General features: G+C 64.9%; 23 protein-coding genes and 1 pseudogene. 8 read left to right on the forward strand and 16 right to left on the reverse strand.

The features are described from left to right. Nucleotides 1–96 precede the first annotated feature (96 nt). From K675_RS0109860 to K675_RS0109870, 3 genes are read right to left on the reverse strand one after another with little or no spacing between them, the layout of a single operon-like run. A complete protein-coding gene (locus tag K675_RS0109860; protein ID WP_017903352.1) occupies nt 97–1,014 on the reverse strand; it encodes a biotin-dependent carboxyltransferase family protein in 918 nt (305 codons plus the stop codon). Then, nucleotides 1,011–1,715, reverse strand: coding sequence for a 5-oxoprolinase subunit B family protein (locus K675_RS0109865; RefSeq protein WP_017903353.1), 705 nt, complete (start codon nt 1,713–1,715; stop codon nt 1,011–1,013). The genes K675_RS0109860 and K675_RS0109865 overlap by 4 nt, the downstream gene beginning before the upstream one ends. Nucleotides 1,716–1,726: 11 nt before the next feature. Continuing rightward, nucleotides 1,727–2,479: a 5-oxoprolinase subunit PxpA gene (locus K675_RS0109870; protein WP_017903354.1), complete on the reverse strand. Its 753-nt coding sequence runs from the start codon at nt 2,477–2,479 to the stop codon at nt 1,727–1,729. A gap of 157 nt (nt 2,480–2,636) precedes the next feature. Here K675_RS0109870 and K675_RS0109875 point away from each other — a divergent pair, with 157 nt between their 5' ends. Further along, a complete protein-coding gene (locus K675_RS0109875) occupies nt 2,637–3,554 on the forward strand; it encodes a LysR family transcriptional regulator (protein ID WP_017903355.1) in 918 nt (305 codons plus the stop codon). Nucleotides 3,555–3,749: 195 nt separating this feature from the next. On the opposite strand, the gene K675_RS0109880 is transcribed toward K675_RS0109875, so the two are convergent. From K675_RS0109880 to K675_RS0109890, 3 genes are read right to left on the reverse strand one after another with little or no spacing between them, the layout of a single operon-like run. Beyond that, complete coding sequence (locus K675_RS0109880; protein WP_017903356.1) at nt 3,750–4,283, reverse strand: DUF2937 family protein; 534 nt, start codon at nt 4,281–4,283, stop codon at nt 3,750–3,752. An 11-nt stretch (nt 4,284–4,294) separates the two neighbouring features. Continuing rightward, nucleotides 4,295–5,071, reverse strand: coding sequence for a class II glutamine amidotransferase (locus K675_RS0109885; RefSeq protein ID WP_017903357.1), 777 nt, complete (start codon nt 5,069–5,071; stop codon nt 4,295–4,297). 29 nt (nt 5,072–5,100) lie between these two features. Beyond that, nucleotides 5,101–5,598 (reverse strand): hypothetical protein, encoded by a 498-nt coding sequence (locus K675_RS0109890; protein ID WP_017903358.1) that lies wholly within the window; start codon nt 5,596–5,598, stop codon nt 5,101–5,103. A 90-nt stretch (nt 5,599–5,688) separates the two neighbouring features. On the opposite strand from K675_RS0109890, the gene K675_RS0109895 reads away from it, so the two are divergent. Together K675_RS0109895 and K675_RS0109900 are read left to right on the forward strand one after the other, a co-directional pair. Continuing rightward, nucleotides 5,689–7,740 carry a S9 family peptidase gene (locus K675_RS0109895; protein WP_017903359.1) on the forward strand — a complete coding sequence of 684 codons (2,052 nt, stop codon included), beginning with the start codon at nt 5,689–5,691 and terminating at the stop codon, nt 7,738–7,740. 83 nt (nt 7,741–7,823) lie between these two features. After that, nucleotides 7,824–8,297 carry a cyclic nucleotide-binding domain-containing protein gene (locus K675_RS0109900; RefSeq protein WP_026145072.1) on the forward strand — a complete coding sequence of 158 codons (474 nt, stop codon included), beginning with the start codon at nt 7,824–7,826 and terminating at the stop codon, nt 8,295–8,297. Here K675_RS0109900 and K675_RS0109905 read toward each other — a convergent pair. Continuing rightward, nucleotides 8,294–8,566, reverse strand: coding sequence for a hypothetical protein (locus tag K675_RS0109905; RefSeq protein WP_026145073.1), 273 nt, complete (start codon nt 8,564–8,566; stop codon nt 8,294–8,296). The genes K675_RS0109900 and K675_RS0109905 overlap by 4 nt on opposite strands. Between K675_RS0109905 and K675_RS33330 the strand changes: the two genes are divergently transcribed. From K675_RS33330 to K675_RS0109920, 4 genes are all read left to right on the forward strand, one after another. Further along, the gene (locus K675_RS33330; RefSeq protein WP_017903362.1) at nt 8,496–8,747 is read left to right on the forward strand and encodes a hypothetical protein; all 252 of its coding nucleotides are present in this window, start codon (nt 8,496–8,498) and stop codon (nt 8,745–8,747) included. The two genes, K675_RS0109905 and K675_RS33330, sit on opposite strands and share 71 nt — an antisense overlap. Further along, nucleotides 8,744–9,118 (forward strand): YajD family HNH nuclease, encoded by a 375-nt coding sequence (locus K675_RS0109910; RefSeq protein ID WP_017903363.1) that lies wholly within the window; start codon nt 8,744–8,746, stop codon nt 9,116–9,118. The genes K675_RS33330 and K675_RS0109910 overlap by 4 nt, the downstream gene beginning before the upstream one ends. 118 nt (nt 9,119–9,236) lie before the next feature. Then, complete coding sequence (locus K675_RS0109915; RefSeq protein ID WP_010450151.1) at nt 9,237–9,704, forward strand: RNA methyltransferase; 468 nt, start codon at nt 9,237–9,239, stop codon at nt 9,702–9,704. A gap of 70 nt (nt 9,705–9,774) precedes the next feature. Beyond that, a complete protein-coding gene (locus K675_RS0109920; RefSeq protein WP_017903365.1) occupies nt 9,775–10,149 on the forward strand; it encodes a YgaP family membrane protein in 375 nt (124 codons plus the stop codon). 165 nt (nt 10,150–10,314) lie between these two features. Here K675_RS0109920 and K675_RS0109925 read toward each other — a convergent pair whose 3' ends face one another. Together K675_RS0109925 and K675_RS0109930 are read right to left on the reverse strand one after the other, a co-directional pair. Next, a complete protein-coding gene (locus tag K675_RS0109925) occupies nt 10,315–11,553 on the reverse strand; it encodes a hypothetical protein (RefSeq protein WP_026145074.1) in 1,239 nt (412 codons plus the stop codon). Between the two features lie 23 nt (nt 11,554–11,576). Beyond that, nucleotides 11,577–12,026 carry a YcgN family cysteine cluster protein gene (locus K675_RS0109930; RefSeq protein WP_017903367.1) on the reverse strand — a complete coding sequence of 150 codons (450 nt, stop codon included), beginning with the start codon at nt 12,024–12,026 and terminating at the stop codon, nt 11,577–11,579. Between the two features lie 275 nt (nt 12,027–12,301). On the opposite strand from K675_RS0109930, the gene K675_RS0109935 reads away from it, so the two are divergent. Next, on the forward strand, nt 12,302–12,895 hold the full coding sequence (locus K675_RS0109935; RefSeq protein WP_017903368.1) for a nitroreductase family protein: 594 nt from the start codon (nt 12,302–12,304) through the stop codon (nt 12,893–12,895). A 218-nt stretch (nt 12,896–13,113) separates the two neighbouring features. On the opposite strand, the gene K675_RS0109940 is transcribed toward K675_RS0109935, so the two are convergent. From K675_RS0109940 to K675_RS0109970, 7 genes and pseudogenes are all read right to left on the reverse strand, one after another. After that, on the reverse strand, nt 13,114–14,046 hold the full coding sequence (locus K675_RS0109940; RefSeq protein WP_017903369.1) for a D-2-hydroxyacid dehydrogenase: 933 nt from the start codon (nt 14,044–14,046) through the stop codon (nt 13,114–13,116). Between the two features lie 160 nt (nt 14,047–14,206). Continuing rightward, the gene (locus K675_RS0109945; protein ID WP_017903370.1) at nt 14,207–14,500 is read right to left on the reverse strand and encodes a YcgL domain-containing protein; all 294 of its coding nucleotides are present in this window, start codon (nt 14,498–14,500) and stop codon (nt 14,207–14,209) included. Continuing rightward, a complete protein-coding gene (rnd, locus tag K675_RS0109950; protein WP_017903371.1) occupies nt 14,497–15,630 on the reverse strand; it encodes a ribonuclease D in 1,134 nt (377 codons plus the stop codon). The genes K675_RS0109945 and rnd overlap by 4 nt, the downstream gene beginning before the upstream one ends. A 141-nt stretch (nt 15,631–15,771) precedes the next feature. After that, entirely contained in the window at nt 15,772–16,449 is a 678-nt protein-coding gene (locus K675_RS0109955) for a class I SAM-dependent methyltransferase (protein WP_026145075.1), read from the reverse strand. A gap of 143 nt (nt 16,450–16,592) precedes the next feature. Further along, nucleotides 16,593–17,171: pseudogene (locus K675_RS30565) on the reverse strand (glutamine synthetase family protein); the annotation flags it as partial. A 96-nt stretch (nt 17,172–17,267) separates the two neighbouring features. Next, the gene (locus tag K675_RS0109965; RefSeq protein WP_017903375.1) at nt 17,268–17,627 is read right to left on the reverse strand and encodes a 5-carboxymethyl-2-hydroxymuconate Delta-isomerase; all 360 of its coding nucleotides are present in this window, start codon (nt 17,625–17,627) and stop codon (nt 17,268–17,270) included. A 72-nt stretch (nt 17,628–17,699) separates the two neighbouring features. Then, complete coding sequence (locus K675_RS0109970; protein WP_017903376.1) at nt 17,700–18,623, reverse strand: LysR family transcriptional regulator; 924 nt, start codon at nt 18,621–18,623, stop codon at nt 17,700–17,702. Nucleotides 18,624–18,781: the final 158 nt, after the last annotated feature.

An 18,781-nucleotide genomic window follows, 5' to 3' on the forward strand; every position in this document is an offset into this window, starting at 1 on the left:
GTCAGGCACCTGCGCACGAGTATGATGCGCTTGCCCGTTCTGGGGCTGCCTTGCAGCCCAGCGCGGGCAAGCCCGCTCGCCACACAAAAGCCACGCTCAGGCAAACCGGCTGATGTACTCGACATGCTGCCGGTGCGCCGACTCCTGCACCGTCGGTACCAATCGCACCACACTGCCCGGCAGGCACTGCGCCAATCGCGCCAGCGACAGCGGCGTCAACGCCCCCAGGCGCGGATAACCGCCAATGGTCTGCCGGTCATTGAGCAGCACGATCGGCTGCCCATCCGGTGGCACCTGGATCGCCCCCAAGGGAATCCCCTCGGAAATCATCGGCCGCCCCTGGTACTTCAGTTCAGCGCCAAGCAGGCGAATGCCCATGCGGTCGCCCCGGCTGTCGAGGGTCCAGGCTGTGTTGAAGGCATCGAACAGGCTCTGCCCACTGAACTCGCCGATCTGCGCACCCAGCACCACCTGCAGCGCGGCATCGGCCTGGAGATCGGGAATCTGCGCGGCCGGCACCACCGCCGGCGTCACCGCCGCCCCCGCATGGCGCAGGCTATCGCCCTTGCTCAACGGCTGCCCCAGGCCATCCAGGCCACCCAGTTCCTCGCGGACCACGCAGGCACTGCTGCCCAAAACCTTCGGTGCGAGAAAACCGCCCGGCGCCGCGAGGTAGGCCCGCGCGCCCAGCAGCGGCTGGGTGAATTGCAGGCGCTGCCCGGCTTCCAGGATGAAGCTGCGCCAGGGCGCCAACGCCCGGCCGTCCACCTGGGCGCCGAGATCGGCACCGGCCAGGGCCAGGCAGCAGGTTTCCCGCGCCACCACGGCGAAGCCGCCCAGGGTGATCTCCACCACCGGTGCATCCAGCGAATTGCCCAGCAGGCGGTTGGCCCAGGACATCGCCACCCAGTCCAGCGCGCCGCCCTGGGTCACGCCCAGATGACGCACGCCGAACCGCCCACGGTCCTGCAACAGGCACAGGCGGGTGCTGGCCTCGATCGACAGATGGCTCATGCCAGGGCCTCCAGAGGCGTATCGTCGCCACCCAACTTGATGAATTCGGCATGTTCGACCGCCGCGAAACGCACCGTATCGCCCGGCTGCATCAGGCTGTAGCCATCCCGCTCGCGGTCGAACAGCCTGCTCGGCGTACGGCCGATCAGGTTCCAGCCCCCCGGCGACACCACCGGATAGGCCGCGGTCTGGCGTTCGGCGATGCCGACGCTGCCCGCCGCGACCTTCTTGCGCGGGGTGTCCAGCCGTGGCGCCGCCAGCGGCTCCACCACCAGCCCCATGAAGGCGAAACCCGGCGCGAAGCCGAGGGCGAACACCTGGTACTCGCGTTCACTGTGGCGGCGGATCACCTCGCTCACCGACCAGCCGCTGCGCTCGGACAACAGGCGCAGTTCCGGGCCAACACTCGGGTCGTACCACACCGGCAGCACATGGCACTGACCGGTGGTGGTGGCATTGGGCTGCAGATCGGCCAGGGCTTCAGCGATCAGTTCCCGGGCCCGGGTTGGGCTCAGGTGCGCCAGGTCGTAATGCACCATCAGGGTGGTGTAGGACGGCACCAGGTCGACCAGATACCCGGCGAAAGCGACTCGCAGGCGTTCGCTGGCGGCGAGCATCCACGGCATGTTTTCTTCGGCGATCAGCTCGAACAGGCGCACCATCAGGCAATCGATCGCTACCACTTCGATGCGCGGTTTCATCGGCGATGGGCTCATGGCTGCGCCTGCCGGTCGAGGGCCTCGCGAATGCGCTGCACAGCCTCGACCGAGCTGGCGTTGTCGCCATGCACGCACAGGGTGTGGGCGTGCAGGCGCAAGGCGCTGCCGTCGCTGGCGGTCAGTGGGTCGCCACGGGCGATGGTCAGGGCCTGCTCGATGATCCGCTCCGGTTCATGGTGCACCGCCCCCGGCAACTGCCGGGAAACCAGGCGCCCCTCGGGGTCGTAGGCGCGGTCGGCAAAGGCTTCGAACCACAGGGTCACGCCGAACTCGTCGGCCAGGGCCTGAGCCGCGCTATTGTCGCGCATCGCCAGCAGCATCAGTGGCAGCTCACGGTCGTAGGCGGCAATCGCCTCGATCACCGAACGCAGTTGCTGCGGGTTGGCCATCATGTCGTTGTACAACGCGCCATGGGGCTTGACGTAGCTGACTCGGGCGCCCTGGGCCCGGCAGATGCCATCCAGCGCACCGATCTGATAGTGCAGCAGGTCCTGGATCTCCTGCGGCGTGCAGGCCATGGAACGGCGACCGAAGCCGACCAGGTCCGGATAGGCCGGATGCGCGCCGATCTTCACCCCATTGGCCAGCGCAAGGCTGACAGTCTTGCGCATGATGCTCGGGTCGCCGGCATGATAGCCGCAGGCGATGTTGGCACAGTCGATGAAAGGCATGACTTGGGCATCCAGACCCATGGTCCAGTTGCCGTAACTTTCACCGATATCGCAGTTGAGTAGCAGGCGGCTCACGGTTGGCTGCTCCTGTGGGCGGTCATGAACAGGTGACATTGCCTTGGTGGTCGGCAATGCTTATGGTGATTCGTCGGTCGAGGGCCATTCTCGATTGCGCCTACCCTGCCCGTCCAACTAATAAAAGCCGTTCCCAGACATAAGAAAAGTTGATTGCATGAACCTCAAGTTTCTCGAAACCTTCGTCTGGGTCGCCCGGCTCAAGAGTTTCCGCCTCACCGCGGACAAGCTGTTCACCACCCAGGCCTCGATTTCCAGCCGGATCGCCGTGCTCGAGGGAGAACTCGGGGTCAAGCTGTTCCTGCGCGATTCACGTGGGGTCAAGCTGACCCCCGAAGGGCTCAAGGTGCTCGACCATGCCGAGCGGATGCTCGACACCCTGCAGGCCCTCAAGCATTCGATCGAACCCGGCTCGACCAAGGTCGGACGCCTGCGTATCGGCGTGATGGACACGGTGATCCACACCTGGCTCAGCCCGCTGGTGGCGGAAATGACCGAGCGTTTCCCGCTGGTGGAAATCGAGCTGGTGGCCGATACCGCGCTGAACCTCGCCGAGCAGTTGCAGAAGGGTTTCGTCGACCTGATCCTGCAGACCGACCCGCTGCGCCAGGAATCCATCCGCAGCCTGGAACTGGCCAGCTACCCGATGGGCTGGGTGGTGGCGAGCCATTCGATCCACAACCGTGAGTACGCGAGCCTGGCGGATGTTTCGCAGGAACGGATCGTGACCTTTTCCAGGAATTCCCGGCCGCATCAGGAACTGCTCGCCCTGCTGCAGGCCCATGGCGTCGCCGCACCACGGCTCAATTGCGTGAACTCGGTGTCGGCCATCACCCGCCTGCTACGCGACGGTTTCGGTATCGGCGCGCTGCCGCTGGCGCTGGTCAGCGAGGAACTGGCCCGTGGCGAATTGACCCTGCTTTCGCTACCGGTGCGTCCGCCGAATCTGGAGGTGGTGGTGTCCTGGCGAATCGGGGAGGAGTTGGTGGAGGAGATCGTCGCACTGTGCCAACAGGTGCTGCACGATTATGCCGGCAAGGTGGGGGAGCACCACGTGGTGTTGAGCAGGGTCTGAAGCCACGCGGCAAGGCTTGAAGGCCTGTTCGCGGATAAACCGGGACGCCGGACCGCCGGCTCCCACCCTGTTTGTGTCGAACGCAAATCTTGTGTGCGCCATAACCGTGGGAGCCAACTGTCTTTGGCTCCTTGCTGATGAGAGGCTAAAGACAGTTGGCTCCCACAGGGGACTCACCCCGCACAGGCACAGGCTTTACCAGCCGCGCTCGCGCCGCGCCAGGCGCTCACGCTGGCGCTTGCCGCCCAGCACCACCCAGTCCACCAGGCGGAAGAAGCCTTCGATGAAGAAGGAGAACAGCAACGCCCCGCCCATCGCCCAGCCGATCGCCTCGGGCGACAGCAGCACCTGGTAGCTGTAGCCCTGCAGGGTTTCCTGGCGGATCGCCGGGTCGGCGGCATAGGCCACCTGCAAGGCGCGCTTGTACCAGGGCCCCTGCATCGCCTGGAACTGGTCGTCGAGCAGGCGCTGGCGATTGAGCAGGTTGCCGAGGCTGTCGGCATCGCTGCGGAACACCGGGTCGTCACTGGCACGGTAATGCGCCACCAGTTTCTGCAGGTCGCCGTCGAAGAACTGCTCGGCAGTCTTCTGGAAGCCCTGCAGACTGGTCTGCGCCTCGATCAGGTGGGCCTCGACCCGCTTGGTGTAGTCACTGAGAAAACCGGGCACCTGGACGCCAAGCAGCAACCCCAGGGTAAACAGAATCAAGCGCAGGTAACTCAACCACATGACAGGTGTCCTTATTCAGTCCGCCCCTGGCTGACGCATTCACCGCGCCGCCACAGGCTCCATTGACCGGGCTCGTAGCGAGTCCAGGTCTCGTTTTCGGTCAGGGGTTCGGTGGCGATCACCGTGACCACGTCGTTGGGCGTGGTTTCGGCCTGGAAGTCGACGATCACGTCGACATCCTTCAGCCGCGCCGGGCCGAACGGCGCACGACGGGTGATCTGCGCCAACTTGGTCGAGCAGTAGCAGAACAGCCAGTCACCGTCGCTGAGCAGACAGTTGAACACGCCCTTGCCACGGTACTCGGCGCAGGCGGCCACCAGCGACGGCAACAGTTGCTCCACTTCCACGGGCTCGGGAAAGGCTTCGCGGACACGGTTGAGCAGGTCGCAGAAGGCCGCCTCGCTGTCGGTATCGCCGACCGGACGGTAGAAGCTGTGCCCGGGCTTGAAATCGGCCAGTTGGCCGTTATGGGCGAAACACCAGTTGCGCCCCCACAGCTCACGGACGAACGGATGGGTATTGGACAGGCAGACCTTGCCGACATTGGCCTGACGGATATGCCCGATCACCACTTCGCTCTTGATCGGATAACGCTGCACCAGTTGCGCGACTTCCGAATCGCAGCTCGCGGCAGGGTCCTGGAACACCCGCAGCCCACGCCCCTCGTAGAAGCCGATGCCCCAGCCGTCGCGGTGCGGGCCGGTGCGCCCACCGCGCTGCATCAACCCGGTAAAGCTGAAAACGATATCGGTCGGCACATTGGCGCTCATGCCCAACAATTCACACATGCTCGGACTCTCGCTTCAAGGCTGCACGCTTACAGACGCGGCTCGACCCGCTGGCGGCCGGCACCGCTGGCCGGTGGCGGACGCCGTGGACGCTCCTGACGCTCGGCGGCGAACGGCTGGTCGTCGGCCTCGATTTCGGCGCGGGCCGCGGCGGCGGCGGCTTCGGCCTGCAACTTGCGAGCCTTGCTCGATCGTTCGAGCGGCCAGCGGATCAGCACGAAAACCAGGTAAACGCCGGCGGCGATGACCAGGTACATGAACAGGTCGGAGACTGCGCGCCAGGCGTTGTTGCCGACCTTGAACAGCAGGTCCAGGGCGGTGATGGCGACCGCCGGGGCGAAACGCTCCTTCACCGGGTCGAGAATGGTCGGGCTGAACAGCAGCACCGCCATCAGCAGGCGCAACGGCTCGCGCAGCCAGCGCCAGGTCCAGCGGGTCAGGCGAAACCACACCAACAGGCAGCCCAAGGCCGCAAAGGCGTAGCAACCCCAGGCGATCAGATAGTCGTTCTCGGTCATGGTGTCCATGGCAAGGCTGGCAAAGAGAGGCTTATGATAACGGCTTTTCGCCGGCCCGGCTGCACCGCCGTCAGCGATCCTCAAGACAGAGAGTTGCCCATGCCCCGCCAAGCCGCCTTCAGCAGCGCCCCGATTGCCCACAAAGGCCCCGGCCCCGATCCCTACGCCTGGTTGCAGGAGCGCGACAGCGAAGCGGTACTCGACTACCTCAAGGCCGAAAACAGCTACCAGCAGGCACAACTGGCCGACCAGGCCGAGCTGCGCGAAACGCTGTTCGAGGAGATCAAGGGGCGGATCCTGGAGACCGACCTGTCCCTGCCCTCACCCTGGGGACCGTTCCTGTACTACACCCGCACCAGCGCCGGCGACGAGTACGCCCGCCATTACCGCTGCCCACGCCCCGCCGATGGCAGCCTGACGGTGGATGAAGGTGCCGAACAACTGCTGCTCGACCCCAATGTGCTGGCCGCTGGCGGCTTCCTGTCCCTCGGCAGCTTCAGCGTCAGCCCGGACCACCAGCGCCTGGCCTACAGCCTGGACACCAGCGGCGACGAGATCTACCGCCTGTACGTCAAGGAACTCGCCAGCGGCAGCGTCAGCGAGCTGCCCTTCGACGACTGCGACGGCAGCATGACCTGGGCCAACGACAGCCGTACGCTGTTCTTCGGCGAACTGGACGACACCCACCGCCCGCACAAGCTGTATCGCCATGTGCTGGGCCGGGACGGCGCCGAAGAAGTGTTGCATGAGCCGGACGGGCGTTTCTTCCTGCACTGCTACCGCAGCAGCTCCGAACGGCAACTGGTGGCGCTGCTGGGCAGCAAGACCACCAGCGAGGCCTGGGTGCTCGATGCCGACACGCCGCAACAGCCCTTCACCTGCCTGGCGACGCGGGTCGAAGGCCACGAATACTCCGTCGATCACGGCCGCTACCAGGGCCAGTGGCAGTGGTTCATCCGCAGTAACCAGGACGGCATCAACTTCGCCCTGTTCCATGCCGCCGACACTGGCATTCCCCGTCGAGAAGACTGGCAGCGACTGGTGCCCCATGACGAGCAGGTAATGCTCGAAGGCGTCACCCTCAACGCCCAGGCCCTGTGCCTGAGCCTGCGCGAAGGCGGCCTGCCGATCATCGAGGTACGTCCCGAGGGCCTGCCGGCCTACCGCGTGCAGTTGCCGGATGCGGCCTACAGCCTCTACGTGCAGGACAGCCTGGAGTTCACCAGCGACTGTATCCGTTTGCGCTACGAAGCCCTCAACCGCCCGGCCCAGGTGCGCCAACTGACCCTGGCCACTGGCGAACAGAGCGTGCTCAAGCAGACGCCGGTACTCGGCCCGTTCAATGCCGACGCCTACGTCAGCCAGCGGCTGTGGGCCAGCGCACCGGACGGCACCCGGGTACCGATCAGCCTGGTGGTCAAGCGCGATCTGCTCGGCCAGGCCACCCCGCTCTACCTCTACGGCTATGGTGCCTATGGCGAAAGCCTCGACCCCTGGTTCTCCCATGCCCGCCTGAGCCTGCTCGAACGCGGCGTGGCCTTCGCCATCGCCCACGTGCGCGGTGGTGGCGAGTTGGGGGAGGCCTGGTATCGCGCCGGCAAGCAGGAGCACAAGCAGAACACCTTCGACGACTTCATCGCCTGCGCCGAACACCTGATCGCCGAGGGCCTGACCACCTCCGGGCAACTGGTGATCAGCGGCGGCAGTGCCGGCGGCCTGCTGATCGGTGCCGTGCTCAACCAGCGCCCGGAGCTGTTCCAGGCGGCGATCGCCGAGGTGCCATTCGTCGATGTGCTGAACACCATGCTCGACCCCGACCTGCCGCTGACCGTCACCGAGTATGACGAGTGGGGCAACCCGCAGGAGCCAGGGGTGCACGCCCGGCTCAAGGCCTACGCGCCCTACGAGAACGTCCGCGCCCAGGACTACCCGGCGATGCTGGTGATCGCCGGCTACAACGACAGCCGCGTGCAGTACTGGGAAGCCGCCAAGTGGGTGGCGAAATTGCGCGCGACCCGTACCGACGAGCATCTACTCTTGCTCAAGACCGAACTGGGTGCCGGCCATGGCGGCATGAGCGGACGCTACCAGGGATTGCGTGACGTAGCACTCGAATATGGCTTCGTGTTCAAGGTTCTGGGCATCGCCTGAGGAACTCTGCCCGGCGCCATGGTCATAGAGCATGACGCTGGGCCGCCGGGCCGGGAACGAACAACAACGATAGATCGTGAAACATGTCAGAACCGACTTCACTGAATAACGAAATTCGCGACATGCTGATGGACTGCGGTCTGTTCAGCCAGTTGCTGCCCGCCGACTGCCAGGCGGCCGCCGGCTACTTCAGCATCAGCAGCGTGGACAAGGGCGAGGAAATCTTCCACGAAGGCGATGCCGGCACCTTCATGTGCATCATCCATCACGGCAGCGTCAACGTGCAGAAGCTCAACGAGGCCGGCCAGCCGGTGGTGATCGCCACCCTGCGCGCCGGCCGGGCCTTCGGCGAGATGGCGGTACTCGACGGCGAGCGACGTTCGGCCAGTTGCGTCGCGGCCAGCCACTGCCAGTTGTTGAACCTGGGCAAGGACTCGCTGGAAAAGATGCTCAACGACGCGCCGAAAATCGCCGCCAAGATCATCCGCGCCATCGCCATCGCGATGTCCAGGCGCCTGCGCATGGTCGACGGACAGTTGCTCTCGCAGCAGGTTTAACTCGAACCCGGCTTGGCCTTGTCGGCCCTGTCGTTCTGCTCCAGGCCCGGCAGCGTCTGATCCTTGGGCGGTGACGGCAGTTCGATGCTCGGCAGGGCTTCGCCCGGCTTGGGTGGCGTGCGCGGAGTGACCTGGGGATACGGCGTCGGGGTGGCGGTACCCGGGGAGCCTGGGGCCGGCGTCACAGGAGCCGGTGCCATGTCCTCGGCCCATGCCGTCGTCATCGTCAGCGCGGCCCACACAACGGCCGCCAGGGTAATGCCTTTCATCGATAGCTCCAGCAATCTGTCTGCTACAGGCTACTCGCAACGCGAACATTTTGCCTCGCTCAATGACATCCCGCTGAGCCCCACCCTCACCTCGACGGCGCCATTCACCGAAAAGCAGGGGAACTGCGCTAGACTTGACGGCATGACCGTCATCAACCCATTCGACAAGGTGAACCCATGAGTTCGGCCAACCCACCCTCCCCTACCGCCAAGCTGGATCGCATCCTCGCCGATGCCAAACGCGACAAGGAGATGGGCTATCGTGACAAGGCGCTGAAGATGTACCCGCACGTCTGCGGCCGCTGCGCCCGTGAATTCTCCGGCAAGCGCCTGAGCGAACTGACCGTGCACCATCGCGACCACAACCACGACAACAACCCGCAGGACGGCTCCAACTGGGAACTGCTCTGCCTGTTCTGTCACGACAACGAGCACTCGCGCTACACCGACCAGCAGTATTTCGGCGACAGCTCGCTGAGCAGCCCGAAGATCGCCAAGGCCACCCACAACCCGTTCGCCGCCCTGGCCGGGATGCTGAAGAAAGACGAGTAGCCACCTGCCCCGCTGCCCGCCCCGTCGCCGGCAGCCCTCCAGCCCCGATCGCGACAGGCATCACGCCCGGCAGAGTTGCCGGTATACTCGCGTCTTTTTCCTGGAAGGCACCCGGCTCGTGGCAAACAAAAGGTATAGCTGCATCGGTTTGTATAACCCCAAGTCACCGGAGAACGTCGGTTCGGTGATGCGTGCGGCTGGCTGCTACGGTGTGGCCTCGGTGTTCTATACCGGCAAGCGCTACGAGCGGGCCCGGGACTTCGTCACCGACACCAAGAAGGTTCACCAGGACATCCCGCTGATCGGCATCGACGACCTGAAGAAGATTCTGCCCCTGGGCTGCATCCCGGTCGCCGTCGAGCTGGTGGAAGGCGCCCGCCCGCTGCCGGAATACACCCACCCCGATCGCGCGCTGTACATCTTCGGCCCGGAAGACGGCTCGCTGGACAAGGACATCCGCGACTGGTGCGAGGACGTGGTGTACATCCCCACCACCGGCTGCATGAACCTGGCCGCCACCGTCAACGTGGTGCTCTATGACCGTCTGGCCAAGGGCAACAACACCCGTTCGGGGCCCAAATTCTGAGTATTGGGCGGAACAAGCCGGACTGCCTGGCAGTCTGCAGTCTATCCACCAGCCACTTTGGAGACAGATCATGAGCGACAGCAAAATCGTGCAGCGCATCGATTCCACCCCCTTCCAGTCCCCGGCGGCGCAGCAGAACGTCCAGGGCTGGGAACGGATCGGCTCCCTCGCCGGCGGCGTGATGATGGTCGGCAAGGGCCTGCGCCGGGGTGGCGTGTTCGGCCTGATCCAGGTCGCCATTGGTGGTGTGGCGCTGGCCCGAGGCATCACCGGCCACAGCTCGGCCAAGAGCTTGCTGGAAAAGGGGCGCCAGGACCTGCACAGCGTGCGCAGCAAGGTCGAGCGTGCGGCGGATGAACTGCGGCAGATGAAGGCCAATGCCGAGATGGCAACCCGTACCGCGACGGTGACGGGGAACGACTCGCTGGAAACGCCGAAGGCCTGATAGCGCCCTTGAGCACGCCTTCGCGGGCAACCCATACTGATCGTTCCCACGCTGCGCGTGGGAATGCCTCTCTGGGCGCTCAGCGCCCGCTCTGGTGACGCAGAGCCTCACGTGCTGCGTTCCCACGCAGAGCGTGGGAACGATCAAAGATCGGTAGCGCGCCAGCTACTTCAGCAGATCCGTCGCCAACACCTTCGACGGACCACCCAGCACGCTTTCGCTCAACTGGACGAACTCCTCGGTGGTCACCGTGTCCAGGCGCATCGCCGCCCGGCTCACGTCATCCAGCGAATGCCGGTTGCCGGTCTGCTGGCGGATCTCCCGGTCCAGTTCCTGCAGCAGCAACACCGCCCGGGCCACCGTTGCGCCGCCGACCTGATCACCACGCAGGCTCACCACCTTGTGCCCGAGCCGCGCCAGCCTGGCCTGCACCGCCTGGTAACGCTCCTCGCTCATGCCCCCGGCACGTCGCACCAACTCGATGGCGTAGTACTCCGCCAGGCCTTCGCCGATCCAGTCGCTGTGATGGCTGTCGTTGATGCGACCGAACACGTGCACCAGCTCACGCACCAGCGGGCTGGCCCCCGACTCGCCGATCAGCGGCCCGGTACTGTGCAGGTAGATCGAGTCATGGCCCGCCCGGGCGCCACGCATCATCGACTCCCCGGCCCCCACCACCAGCAGCTTCGGCGGTGTGCGCGGGAACACCTCCTGCAACTTCGGCCAGACGAACGTCAGCAACGTCAGCACGTCCATCCGCCGCATGCCCTCGCCCTTCGGCGCGGCGATCGTCACCTCGGTTTCGCCCAGACGCGTGCGTCGGCTGCCGAGATCGCCGGCCAGCAGCCAGCCGGTCGGGCGGTCGAACAGACGAGAGACGTTGTCGACGCGAAAGCGGTTCCTGCCGATCCGCGGCCAGGCCGTCTCGACGCTTTTCCAGCCGTTGGGCAGTTCCACCTCCAGGCGCGACACCAGCTCGGTACCATCCTGCTGGTCCAGGTGCGCCGGCGGCACCAGTTCCTCGCCCCGCAGCAGGGCCCAGTGACTGGTCATGCGGGTATCGAAGGTGCCATTGCGACGCGGATGGCTGATGCTTACCCGATAGCTCAGGCTCGCCTTGCCGGAGGCCGGACGCCAGACCCCGCGGCTGCTGGTGCCAGCCTGGTCCGGTCGGGTCAGCCACTGGCCGTCGGCCTTGAAGTCGGTGTAGTAGCCCTGGGCACCCAGGTCGAAATCCAGACTGCGCACCGCCGAACCCTGGGCCAGGGTCAGGCGCACCTCGACCTGGTCGCTCTGCGGCAACAGGCGCAGGTGATAATCCAGATCGATCTTCTTCCCGGCCCAGGCGCAGCCGGCCAGCATCAACAATAGCGACCCTGCCAACAGTCGGCAACGCACCGGCATAAACATACCCTCGGACCCGCCGATCAGCCAGCGCGGAAAATCAGGTGGTCTTCCCAGTCGTCCTCGGGCACGCTGCCCTCGGCCAGCATCCGCCCGGACTGGGAAATACGCTCGTGGTGCACCGCGTCGCGGTCGCCGCAGACCAGGTGGTGCCAGAGCGGCAGATCCTTGCCCTCGCTGACCAGCCGGTAACCGCAGGTCGGCGGCAGCCACTTGAACTCGTCGGCCCTGCCCGGGGTGAGCTGGATGCAGTCGGGGACCGAAGCGCGACGGTTACTGTAATCGGTGCACTGGCAGGTCTTGAGGTCCAGCAGCTTGCAGGCGATACGGGTGTAGTAGACGCTGTTGTCCTCTTCATCCTCGAGCTTTTGCAGACAGCACAGGCCACAGCCGTCGCACAGCGACTCCCATTCCTCCTGATCGAGTTGATCGAGGGTCTTGCGTATCCAGAAGGGTTCGACTCTTGCGGCCATGGTTCAGACATCTGCATCGGGTAGTGAAAGGTCGCCAGTCTAGTGCCCGCGCCGCAAAGGGCCAAGCATTGGCGACTGCCGGTTGGTGAAGGCTTGTCAGGCGCGCCCGCGCGCAGTAGCTTTGTTGGCCTTGCAACCCGCTAGCCAACTGCCATTAGCGCTCCACCGCGCCGCACGAAGCAGACTGTAGACGGGCCCGCTATCACGACCGGTCACCGCTCCAGCGGCCAGGGTCGACCCCACCCCTTCAACTCGGACTCCAGCAGGAATTTCCCATGAGCGCCAACCCACGTGTCGCCGATTATCCCATCGATGCCCAGTTCACCCAACGCTGGTCGCCACGCGCCTTCACCGGCGAAGCCATCCCGGAGGAAACCCTGCTGAGCTTCTTCGAAGCCGCACGCTGGGCGCCATCGGCCTACAACTCGCAGCCGTGGCGCTTTCTCTACGCGCGTCGCGACACGCCGAACTGGGAGCGTTTCCTCGGCCTGCTCAACGAGTTCAACCGCAACTGGGCGCAACATGCGTCGGCGCTGGTGATCGTGATCTCGAAAACCACTTTCAAGGTGCCCGGCGCGGCCGAGGAAACCCCGGCCCTGTGGCACACCTTCGACACCGGCTCGGCCTGGGGCTACCTGGCCCTGCAAGCCAGCAAGAGCGGCTGGCACACCCATGGCATGGCCGGCTTCGACCAGGAACTGACCCGCAAGGAACTGAAGATTCCGGAAGGTTACGCGCTGCACGCGGCCGTGGCCGTCGGCAAACTGGGCGACAAGTCCAGCCTCGCCGAATACCTGCAGGCACGGGAAGTACCGAGCCCACGCGAGCCGGTGAGCGCGCTGGCAGCCGAAGGTGATTTCAGCCTGTAGGCATCTGCCTGCGACAAGCAGACCGTGGCGAGCGGGCTTGCCCGCGCTGGGCTGCGTAGCAGCCCTGAAGCCAGGCACCTCGCTCAGTCAGATGCACCGCGTTCTCTGATTTTGGGGCCGCCATGCGGCCCAACGCGGGCAAGCCCGCTCGCCACATTTCGATCGTTCCCACGCAGAGCGTGGGAACGATCGAAATGTGGGAGACGGCAATCGCAGGCCTAGTAACCGCGCTCGAACCGCACTTCGCCGCGCAGCGACTCGTCCGACTGGTACGCCCGCAGGTTCTCGACGAACAACTGCACCATCATCGGCGCAGACGTCGGCGCCGAGCTGTGGCCGGTCAACAGCAGTCCCCAGGCCGTCCAGAACGGGTGGCGCTGCGGCAACGGCTCCTGGCGACAGACATCGATCACCGCACCGGCCAGATGGCCTTCCTTCAACGCTTCCACCAGGTCCGCATCGACCACCGACACGCCGCGCCCGGCATTGATGAACAGGCCGGTCGGCTTGAAACGCTTGAACATCGCCGCGTCGTACAGGTCATGGGTCGCCGGCGTGTTGGGCAGCAGATTGACCACGTAGTCCACCTCGCCTACCCGCTCGCCCAACGCCTCCAGGCCATCGACCCGGATGAACGGCGCCTGCTCGCGGGGCTCGCTGGCGATCCCGTACAACTCGACGCCGAATGGCTGCAGGAATTGCGCCACGCTCTGGCCGATATCACCCGCGCCGACGATCAACACCTTGCGCCCCGCCAGCCCCAGCCCGGTGCGGTTATCCCACTTGCGCTCGACCTGGCTGACCAGCCGCGCCAGCACCTCACGCTCATGCCCGAGCATGTAGGTCAGGACGTACTCGGCCATCAGTTGGCCAAAGATGCCCACCGCCCGGGTCAGCCGGTAGTGACGCGGCAGGCCTTCGGCCAGCAGCGGCGTGATCCCCGCCCAGGTCGACTGCAGCCACTGCGGCCGGTGCCCCTGGCGCAACAGGCTGGCCATCAGGTCCGGCTGGCCGAGCCAGACCGGGCAATCGGCTGCCATTGCCGACAGTACCGCCGAATCGCCGCTGGTCATGACTTCAAGTTCGGGCTGCGCCTGGCGCAGCAGGCGGGCATACACAGCGTGGTCGTGTTCGGCAATCAGAACGCGCATGGTTCAAACCTTTCAAAAACGGTACAGACGGTCGCCGTGAAGCGCTCTCCATCGTGCTCGGCGACCGCCGGAAATGCATTCCATTGAAATGGAGCGCCCAGGTGGCCTGTGCGGCTGATTCGAATCAACCCGAACAGGCCGGGGCGCTCAAGGGTGTGGCTCAGACCGGGTCATTGCGCCGCAACAACTCTTCGGGCAGGTGCTCGATGTACTCGTCCTCGGCCGGTGGCATCTGCAGGTGATAACCCTGCTTGTCGAGGTTTTCCAGGACCTTGTGGATATCTTCGCGCGCCAGCTTGCGCTCGGGGGTCAGCACCAGGTCGAAGGCATGCTGCGGCTTGCCGAACGCCTGCAGGAGGGTTTCCGGCACGCGCTCCAGGGCTTCGCTCTTGAGCACGTAGAGGTACATTTCGTTCTTGCGGGGGCTGCGATAGATCGAGCAGATGTGTTTCAAGGCTGTTCTCCGGCAGTCGCCAGGCTGTCGAGCAGAGCCTGGCCCAGCAATTCGCGGCGCCAGCCACGCAGCGAATCGGGCAATTGATAGGGTCCGTCAGGGAAGCCGCTCTTGATCAGCGCTTCCAGGGTTTTCTTGCGCAGCATCAGTTCCGGCACGATGCTCATCCGCTCGGCAGCGGCCTGGCCTACGGCGCGCAGGCGCTTGACCAGCGCTCCGGCCTCGATCGGCAAGGGCTCGGGCACCGCCGGCGGCCATTGGTCCATCGGCAGGCTGGCCGCGCGCTTGATCAGTTCGAGCAGGAACTCGCCGTCCTGGCGCACGGTGCGCGGGTGCATGTCCTCGATGCGGGCCAGGGTCACCAGGTTGTCCGGCTGGCTCTTGGCCAACGGCCACAATGAATGCTCGCGGAGGATCCGGTTACGCGGCAGGTCGCGGGCACGGGCCTCGCGCTCGCGCCAGGCGCAGAGTTCGCGCAGTACCGCCAGTTGCGCGCGAGACAGTTTCCAGGCCAGCTTGGCATCGCGATAGATCTCATTGGGGTCGACTTCCCGGCGCAGGTTGGCGACCAGTTCGGCGCCATCCTCCAGTACCCAGGCGTACTTGTCGTCGGACAGTTGCGGGCGCAGGCGGCTGAAAACCTCGGCCAGGTGCAGCGCGTCCTCGGCGGCGTAGCTGACCTGGGTCTCCGACAACGGGCGCTGCAGCCAGTCGGAGCGGGTTTCTCCCTTGGGCAGCTCGATACCGAGCACCTCCTGGACCAACCGCGAATAGCCCATGGAAAAGCCCAGGTTGAGGTAGCCCGCAGCCAGCTGGGTGTCGAACAACGGCGTCGGCAGGCTGCCGGTCAGGCGCAACAGCACTTCGAGGTCTTCACTGCAGGCGTGCACGACCTTGACCACCGCCGGGTTGTCCAGCAGCGCGGCCAGGGGTTGCCAGTCGTCGATGGTCAACGGGTCGATCAGGTAAGCGCGCGCGCCATCACCGATCTGGATCAGCCCGGCGATGGGATAAAAGGTGTCGACCCGCATGAATTCGGTATCGAGGGCAACGAAAGGTAGTTGCTGCCATTCAGTGCAATGCCGACCGAGGCTATCGTTGTCGCGAATCCAGTGAATATCGATGGCCACACGGCTCTCCCTTGAAGAATGGCGCGCAGTATATATCGCCACAGGCGATTTCCGAGCATCCGCGCTGCAAGTGCGTGAGCGAATGCCTCGCTGGGCTGAAAGAATAGTCTTACTCACCAGGTTCGCAGACGCCGCAAGGTGTCAGTTGTCCTTGCGCAGCACATAGACCCGACGCATGGCACATCCCGGCAGGAAATCGCGATGGCCGACGATCTCGAAACCGGCCGCACGGAACTCGGCTTCGATCTGCGTCTTGCCCAGCAGGACCGGCCAGCTTTGCAGATCCGGACGAACGGTTGCGTGGCGACGCCGCCAGGCCATGAGATTGCCGCCCAGGCACACGGAGAGAATCACCGTATCGCGACTGACCCGGTGGAACTCGCCCAGGATTGCCAGGCGGTGTTCCCGCTCGACGACGTGGGCGAATAACGGCACGCAGAAAATGCAGTCCACCGCATTCTCCGGCAGGCCGATGGCGAACGCCGAGCCGTGGAAGGTCCTGATCCGCCTGAGCAGTTCGGGCGAATGATGCTCCGCGCAGTGTTCGAGCATTTCCCGCGACGAATCCGCTGCCAGGACCACCCGATTGCCACGTTGTGCCAGTACCGGCCAGAAGCGCCCGGCACCGCAGGGCAAGTCCAGCAGCAGACCCGGTTCGCCAGCCAGCTTCAGCGCCTGGCGCACCAGGCACTCCTCGCGCCAATGCCCAATGCGCGCCAATACGCCCTGGGGGTGAGCATTGCGACACACCCGTGCATGCTCGCGCGCATGCTGGCGGACGAACTCGAGCTCGACGAGTGAAGGCGATGGCACTGACATTTATGACGGACTCTGTTGCATTGACCGACGATCGGGAGCGCTGTCGCAAGCCTGGAGCCCTCTCCCGACAGCTCTCGAACCTTAGTCAGGCAGGCATCAACATTTCGTGAAAAATACGCCGCCACTGCATCAATCCGAGACTTTCAGGCCTGGTGCAGGTACCAGCGCCAGTCCTGCTCGCCGACCTCGCCCATGAACTGCCGATACTCGGCACGCTTGACCGCCAGATAAACGCCAAGGAACTCGCCGCCGAATGTCTCGCGAGCCCAGCGGGAACCCTCCAGCGCCCGCAGGCTGGTCAACCAGTCGGTGGGCAGGCGCTCGCCGGCCTGGGCATAACCATTGCCTTCGATCGGCGCGCCGGGATCCAGTCGCGCCGTGATCCCGCAGTGGATACCCGCCAGGATCGCCGCCGCCAGGCAGGGATTGGCATCGGCGCCGCAGATCCGGTGTTCGATATGCCGCGATGCCGCCGGCCCGCCCGGCACCCGCAGGCTCACGGTGCGGTTGTCGATCCCCCAGGTCGCCGCCAGCGGCGCGTAGCTGTTGCTCTGGAAGCGCCGGTAGGAATTGGCATTGGGACAGAACAGCAGCAACGAATCGAGCAGGATCGCGAGCTGACCGCCCACCGCCTGCCTGAGCAGCGGCGTGCCCTCGGCCGCATCGCTGGCGAACAGGTTGTTCCCTTCCCTGTCGGCCAGACTCACGTGCATGGGCATGCCGCCGTAAACAGAGGAGTTGCAGACTCACATGCCAGAATCAGCCATTCAATACAGTTTTCATGATGCTCGGTTGCCCAGCGACTAAACATTGCCAGGTCAGAGCGTGATTTCTCCGTAGGACTCACGATCCAGATCCACCACCTCCACCGACAGTTGCACTTCGACCGATGCCGGCCAATTGCCGAGTTCTTTCAAGCCGGCCAGCAGGCTCTCGGAAAGTTGCGCCTTGACTTGCGCAGAGCGCCCACTCAGCAGGGCCAGTTTCACATGCACGAAACCACGCACATTCAGGCCGGTGCCCACGCGAAAGCTCTCCACCCGGGTCGCCCGGCTCTTGATGGTGGACTCCGCCGCGAACTGACCGGACGCCACCAACACACGGTTGATCCGCAACAAGGCGTTGTCGAGCTCGAAATCGGTCAGGTTCGAGGTGTATTCCAGGAAAACGTGAGGCATGCGCTAGCTCCGAAGGTCGGTGGACAAAGCGAAAGGTATAGCACGCGACCTGTCGAAGCGGTCAGAAAAACCTCACGCAAGCGCCGGGGGCAAGCGGTCGCTCATGAATTTCTCCAGACGCGAGCGCAGCCAGCGCTCGGCCGGGTCGGTGTCGACGATGCCAAGCCAGACCATCGACAGGTCGAGGGTCGGCGTCTTGAACGGCAGCGGTTCGGCGAACACCGAGCCCGACGCGGCCATGGCCAACGCCGCGTAGTCCGGCAGGCCGGCGATCAGGTCGGTCCCCGCCAGCAAGGCCGGCAAGGCACTGTATTGCGGCACCGACAGCACCACATGGCGCTTGCGGCCGATTTCCGCCAGCCATTCATCGGCCAGGCTGCTGACGTTCGCCGTATGGGACACCAGCACATGCGGACGGGCACAGTACTCATCCAGGCTCATGGGCGTCGACGAGGCATCGGCGCGCAGCAGCATCGGCCGGATATGCCGCAGCAGCTTGCGCTTGGCGTTGGCCGGCAGGCCGCGGGTCTGGCTGATACCGACGGTGATATCGCCGGAGGCGAGCAGGTCCGGGATACGCCAGTAGTCGACATGCTGAACCACGATCATCACATTCGGCGCCTCCTGGCGCAGGGCGCGCAACAGGTTGGGCAACAGGCCGAACTCGACGTCATCCGACAGCCCGATGCGGAAGGTCATGGTACTGCTGGCCGGGTCGAAATCGTGGGTCAGGCTCAGGGCATTGGACAACGAGTCGAGGGCCGGCGACAGGTACTGGATGAGCTCCTCGGCCCGGGCGGTCGGCTCCATGCGATGGCCGACACGAATGAACAGCGGATCGTTGAACATCGCCCGCAGGCGATTGAGCGCCGAGCTGATGGTCGGCTGGCCCAGAAAGAGCTTTTCCGCCACCCGCGTGACATTACGCTCCAGCATCAGCGCCTCGAACACCACCATCAGGTTGATGTCGGCCTTGCGCAGCTCGTTGCGATTCATCCGTTACTCCCCTCTCCCCGGAACACCACCCAGTGTACAAGGGGTATTTGAGGAAATCCCGCACAGTAAAGGGCGCGCGGACCCGCACAGCGCTCGCACGGCGAAAAAACCTACGAAGCAACAAGAGTCGCACTGGATGACGTGGAGCCTGCGCCTGA

The organism is Pseudomonas fuscovaginae SE-1, from assembly GCF_000364705.1.
GTDB classification, from domain to species: domain Bacteria; phylum Pseudomonadota; class Gammaproteobacteria; order Pseudomonadales; family Pseudomonadaceae; genus Aquipseudomonas; species Aquipseudomonas fuscovaginae_A.

Excerpts from the sequence above, each read along its gene's own strand:
- K675_RS0109860 (WP_017903352.1), bottom strand. The coding sequence starts at position 1,014 with ATGAGCCATCTGTCGATCGAGGCCAGCACCCGCCTGTGCCTGTTGCAG.
- K675_RS0109865 (WP_017903353.1), bottom strand. The coding sequence starts at position 1,715 with ATGAAACCGCGCATCGAAGTGGTAGCGATCGATTGCCTGATGGTGCGC.
- K675_RS0109875 (WP_017903355.1), top strand. The coding sequence starts at position 2,637 with ATGAACCTCAAGTTTCTCGAAACCTTCGTCTGGGTCGCCCGGCTCAAG.
- K675_RS0109880 (WP_017903356.1), bottom strand. The coding sequence starts at position 4,283 with ATGTGGTTGAGTTACCTGCGCTTGATTCTGTTTACCCTGGGGTTGCTG.
- K675_RS0109885 (WP_017903357.1), bottom strand. The coding sequence starts at position 5,071 with ATGTGTGAATTGTTGGGCATGAGCGCCAATGTGCCGACCGATATCGTT.
- K675_RS0109890 (WP_017903358.1), bottom strand. The coding sequence starts at position 5,598 with ATGGACACCATGACCGAGAACGACTATCTGATCGCCTGGGGTTGCTAC.
- K675_RS0109895 (WP_017903359.1), top strand. The coding sequence starts at position 5,689 with ATGCCCCGCCAAGCCGCCTTCAGCAGCGCCCCGATTGCCCACAAAGGC.
- K675_RS0109900 (WP_026145072.1), top strand. The coding sequence starts at position 7,824 with ATGTCAGAACCGACTTCACTGAATAACGAAATTCGCGACATGCTGATG.
- K675_RS33330 (WP_017903362.1), top strand. The coding sequence starts at position 8,496 with ATGTCCTCGGCCCATGCCGTCGTCATCGTCAGCGCGGCCCACACAACG.
- K675_RS0109905 (WP_026145073.1), bottom strand. The coding sequence starts at position 8,566 with ATGAAAGGCATTACCCTGGCGGCCGTTGTGTGGGCCGCGCTGACGATG.
- K675_RS0109910 (WP_017903363.1), top strand. The coding sequence starts at position 8,744 with ATGAGTTCGGCCAACCCACCCTCCCCTACCGCCAAGCTGGATCGCATC.
- K675_RS0109920 (WP_017903365.1), top strand. The coding sequence starts at position 9,775 with ATGAGCGACAGCAAAATCGTGCAGCGCATCGATTCCACCCCCTTCCAG.
- K675_RS0109925 (WP_026145074.1), bottom strand. The coding sequence starts at position 11,553 with ATGCCGGTGCGTTGCCGACTGTTGGCAGGGTCGCTATTGTTGATGCTG.
- K675_RS0109930 (WP_017903367.1), bottom strand. The coding sequence starts at position 12,026 with ATGGCCGCAAGAGTCGAACCCTTCTGGATACGCAAGACCCTCGATCAA.
- K675_RS0109935 (WP_017903368.1), top strand. The coding sequence starts at position 12,302 with ATGAGCGCCAACCCACGTGTCGCCGATTATCCCATCGATGCCCAGTTC.
- K675_RS0109940 (WP_017903369.1), bottom strand. The coding sequence starts at position 14,046 with ATGCGCGTTCTGATTGCCGAACACGACCACGCTGTGTATGCCCGCCTG.
- K675_RS0109955 (WP_026145075.1), bottom strand. The coding sequence starts at position 16,449 with ATGTCAGTGCCATCGCCTTCACTCGTCGAGCTCGAGTTCGTCCGCCAG.
- K675_RS0109965 (WP_017903375.1), bottom strand. The coding sequence starts at position 17,627 with ATGCCTCACGTTTTCCTGGAATACACCTCGAACCTGACCGATTTCGAG.
- K675_RS0109970 (WP_017903376.1), bottom strand. The coding sequence starts at position 18,623 with ATGAATCGCAACGAGCTGCGCAAGGCCGACATCAACCTGATGGTGGTG.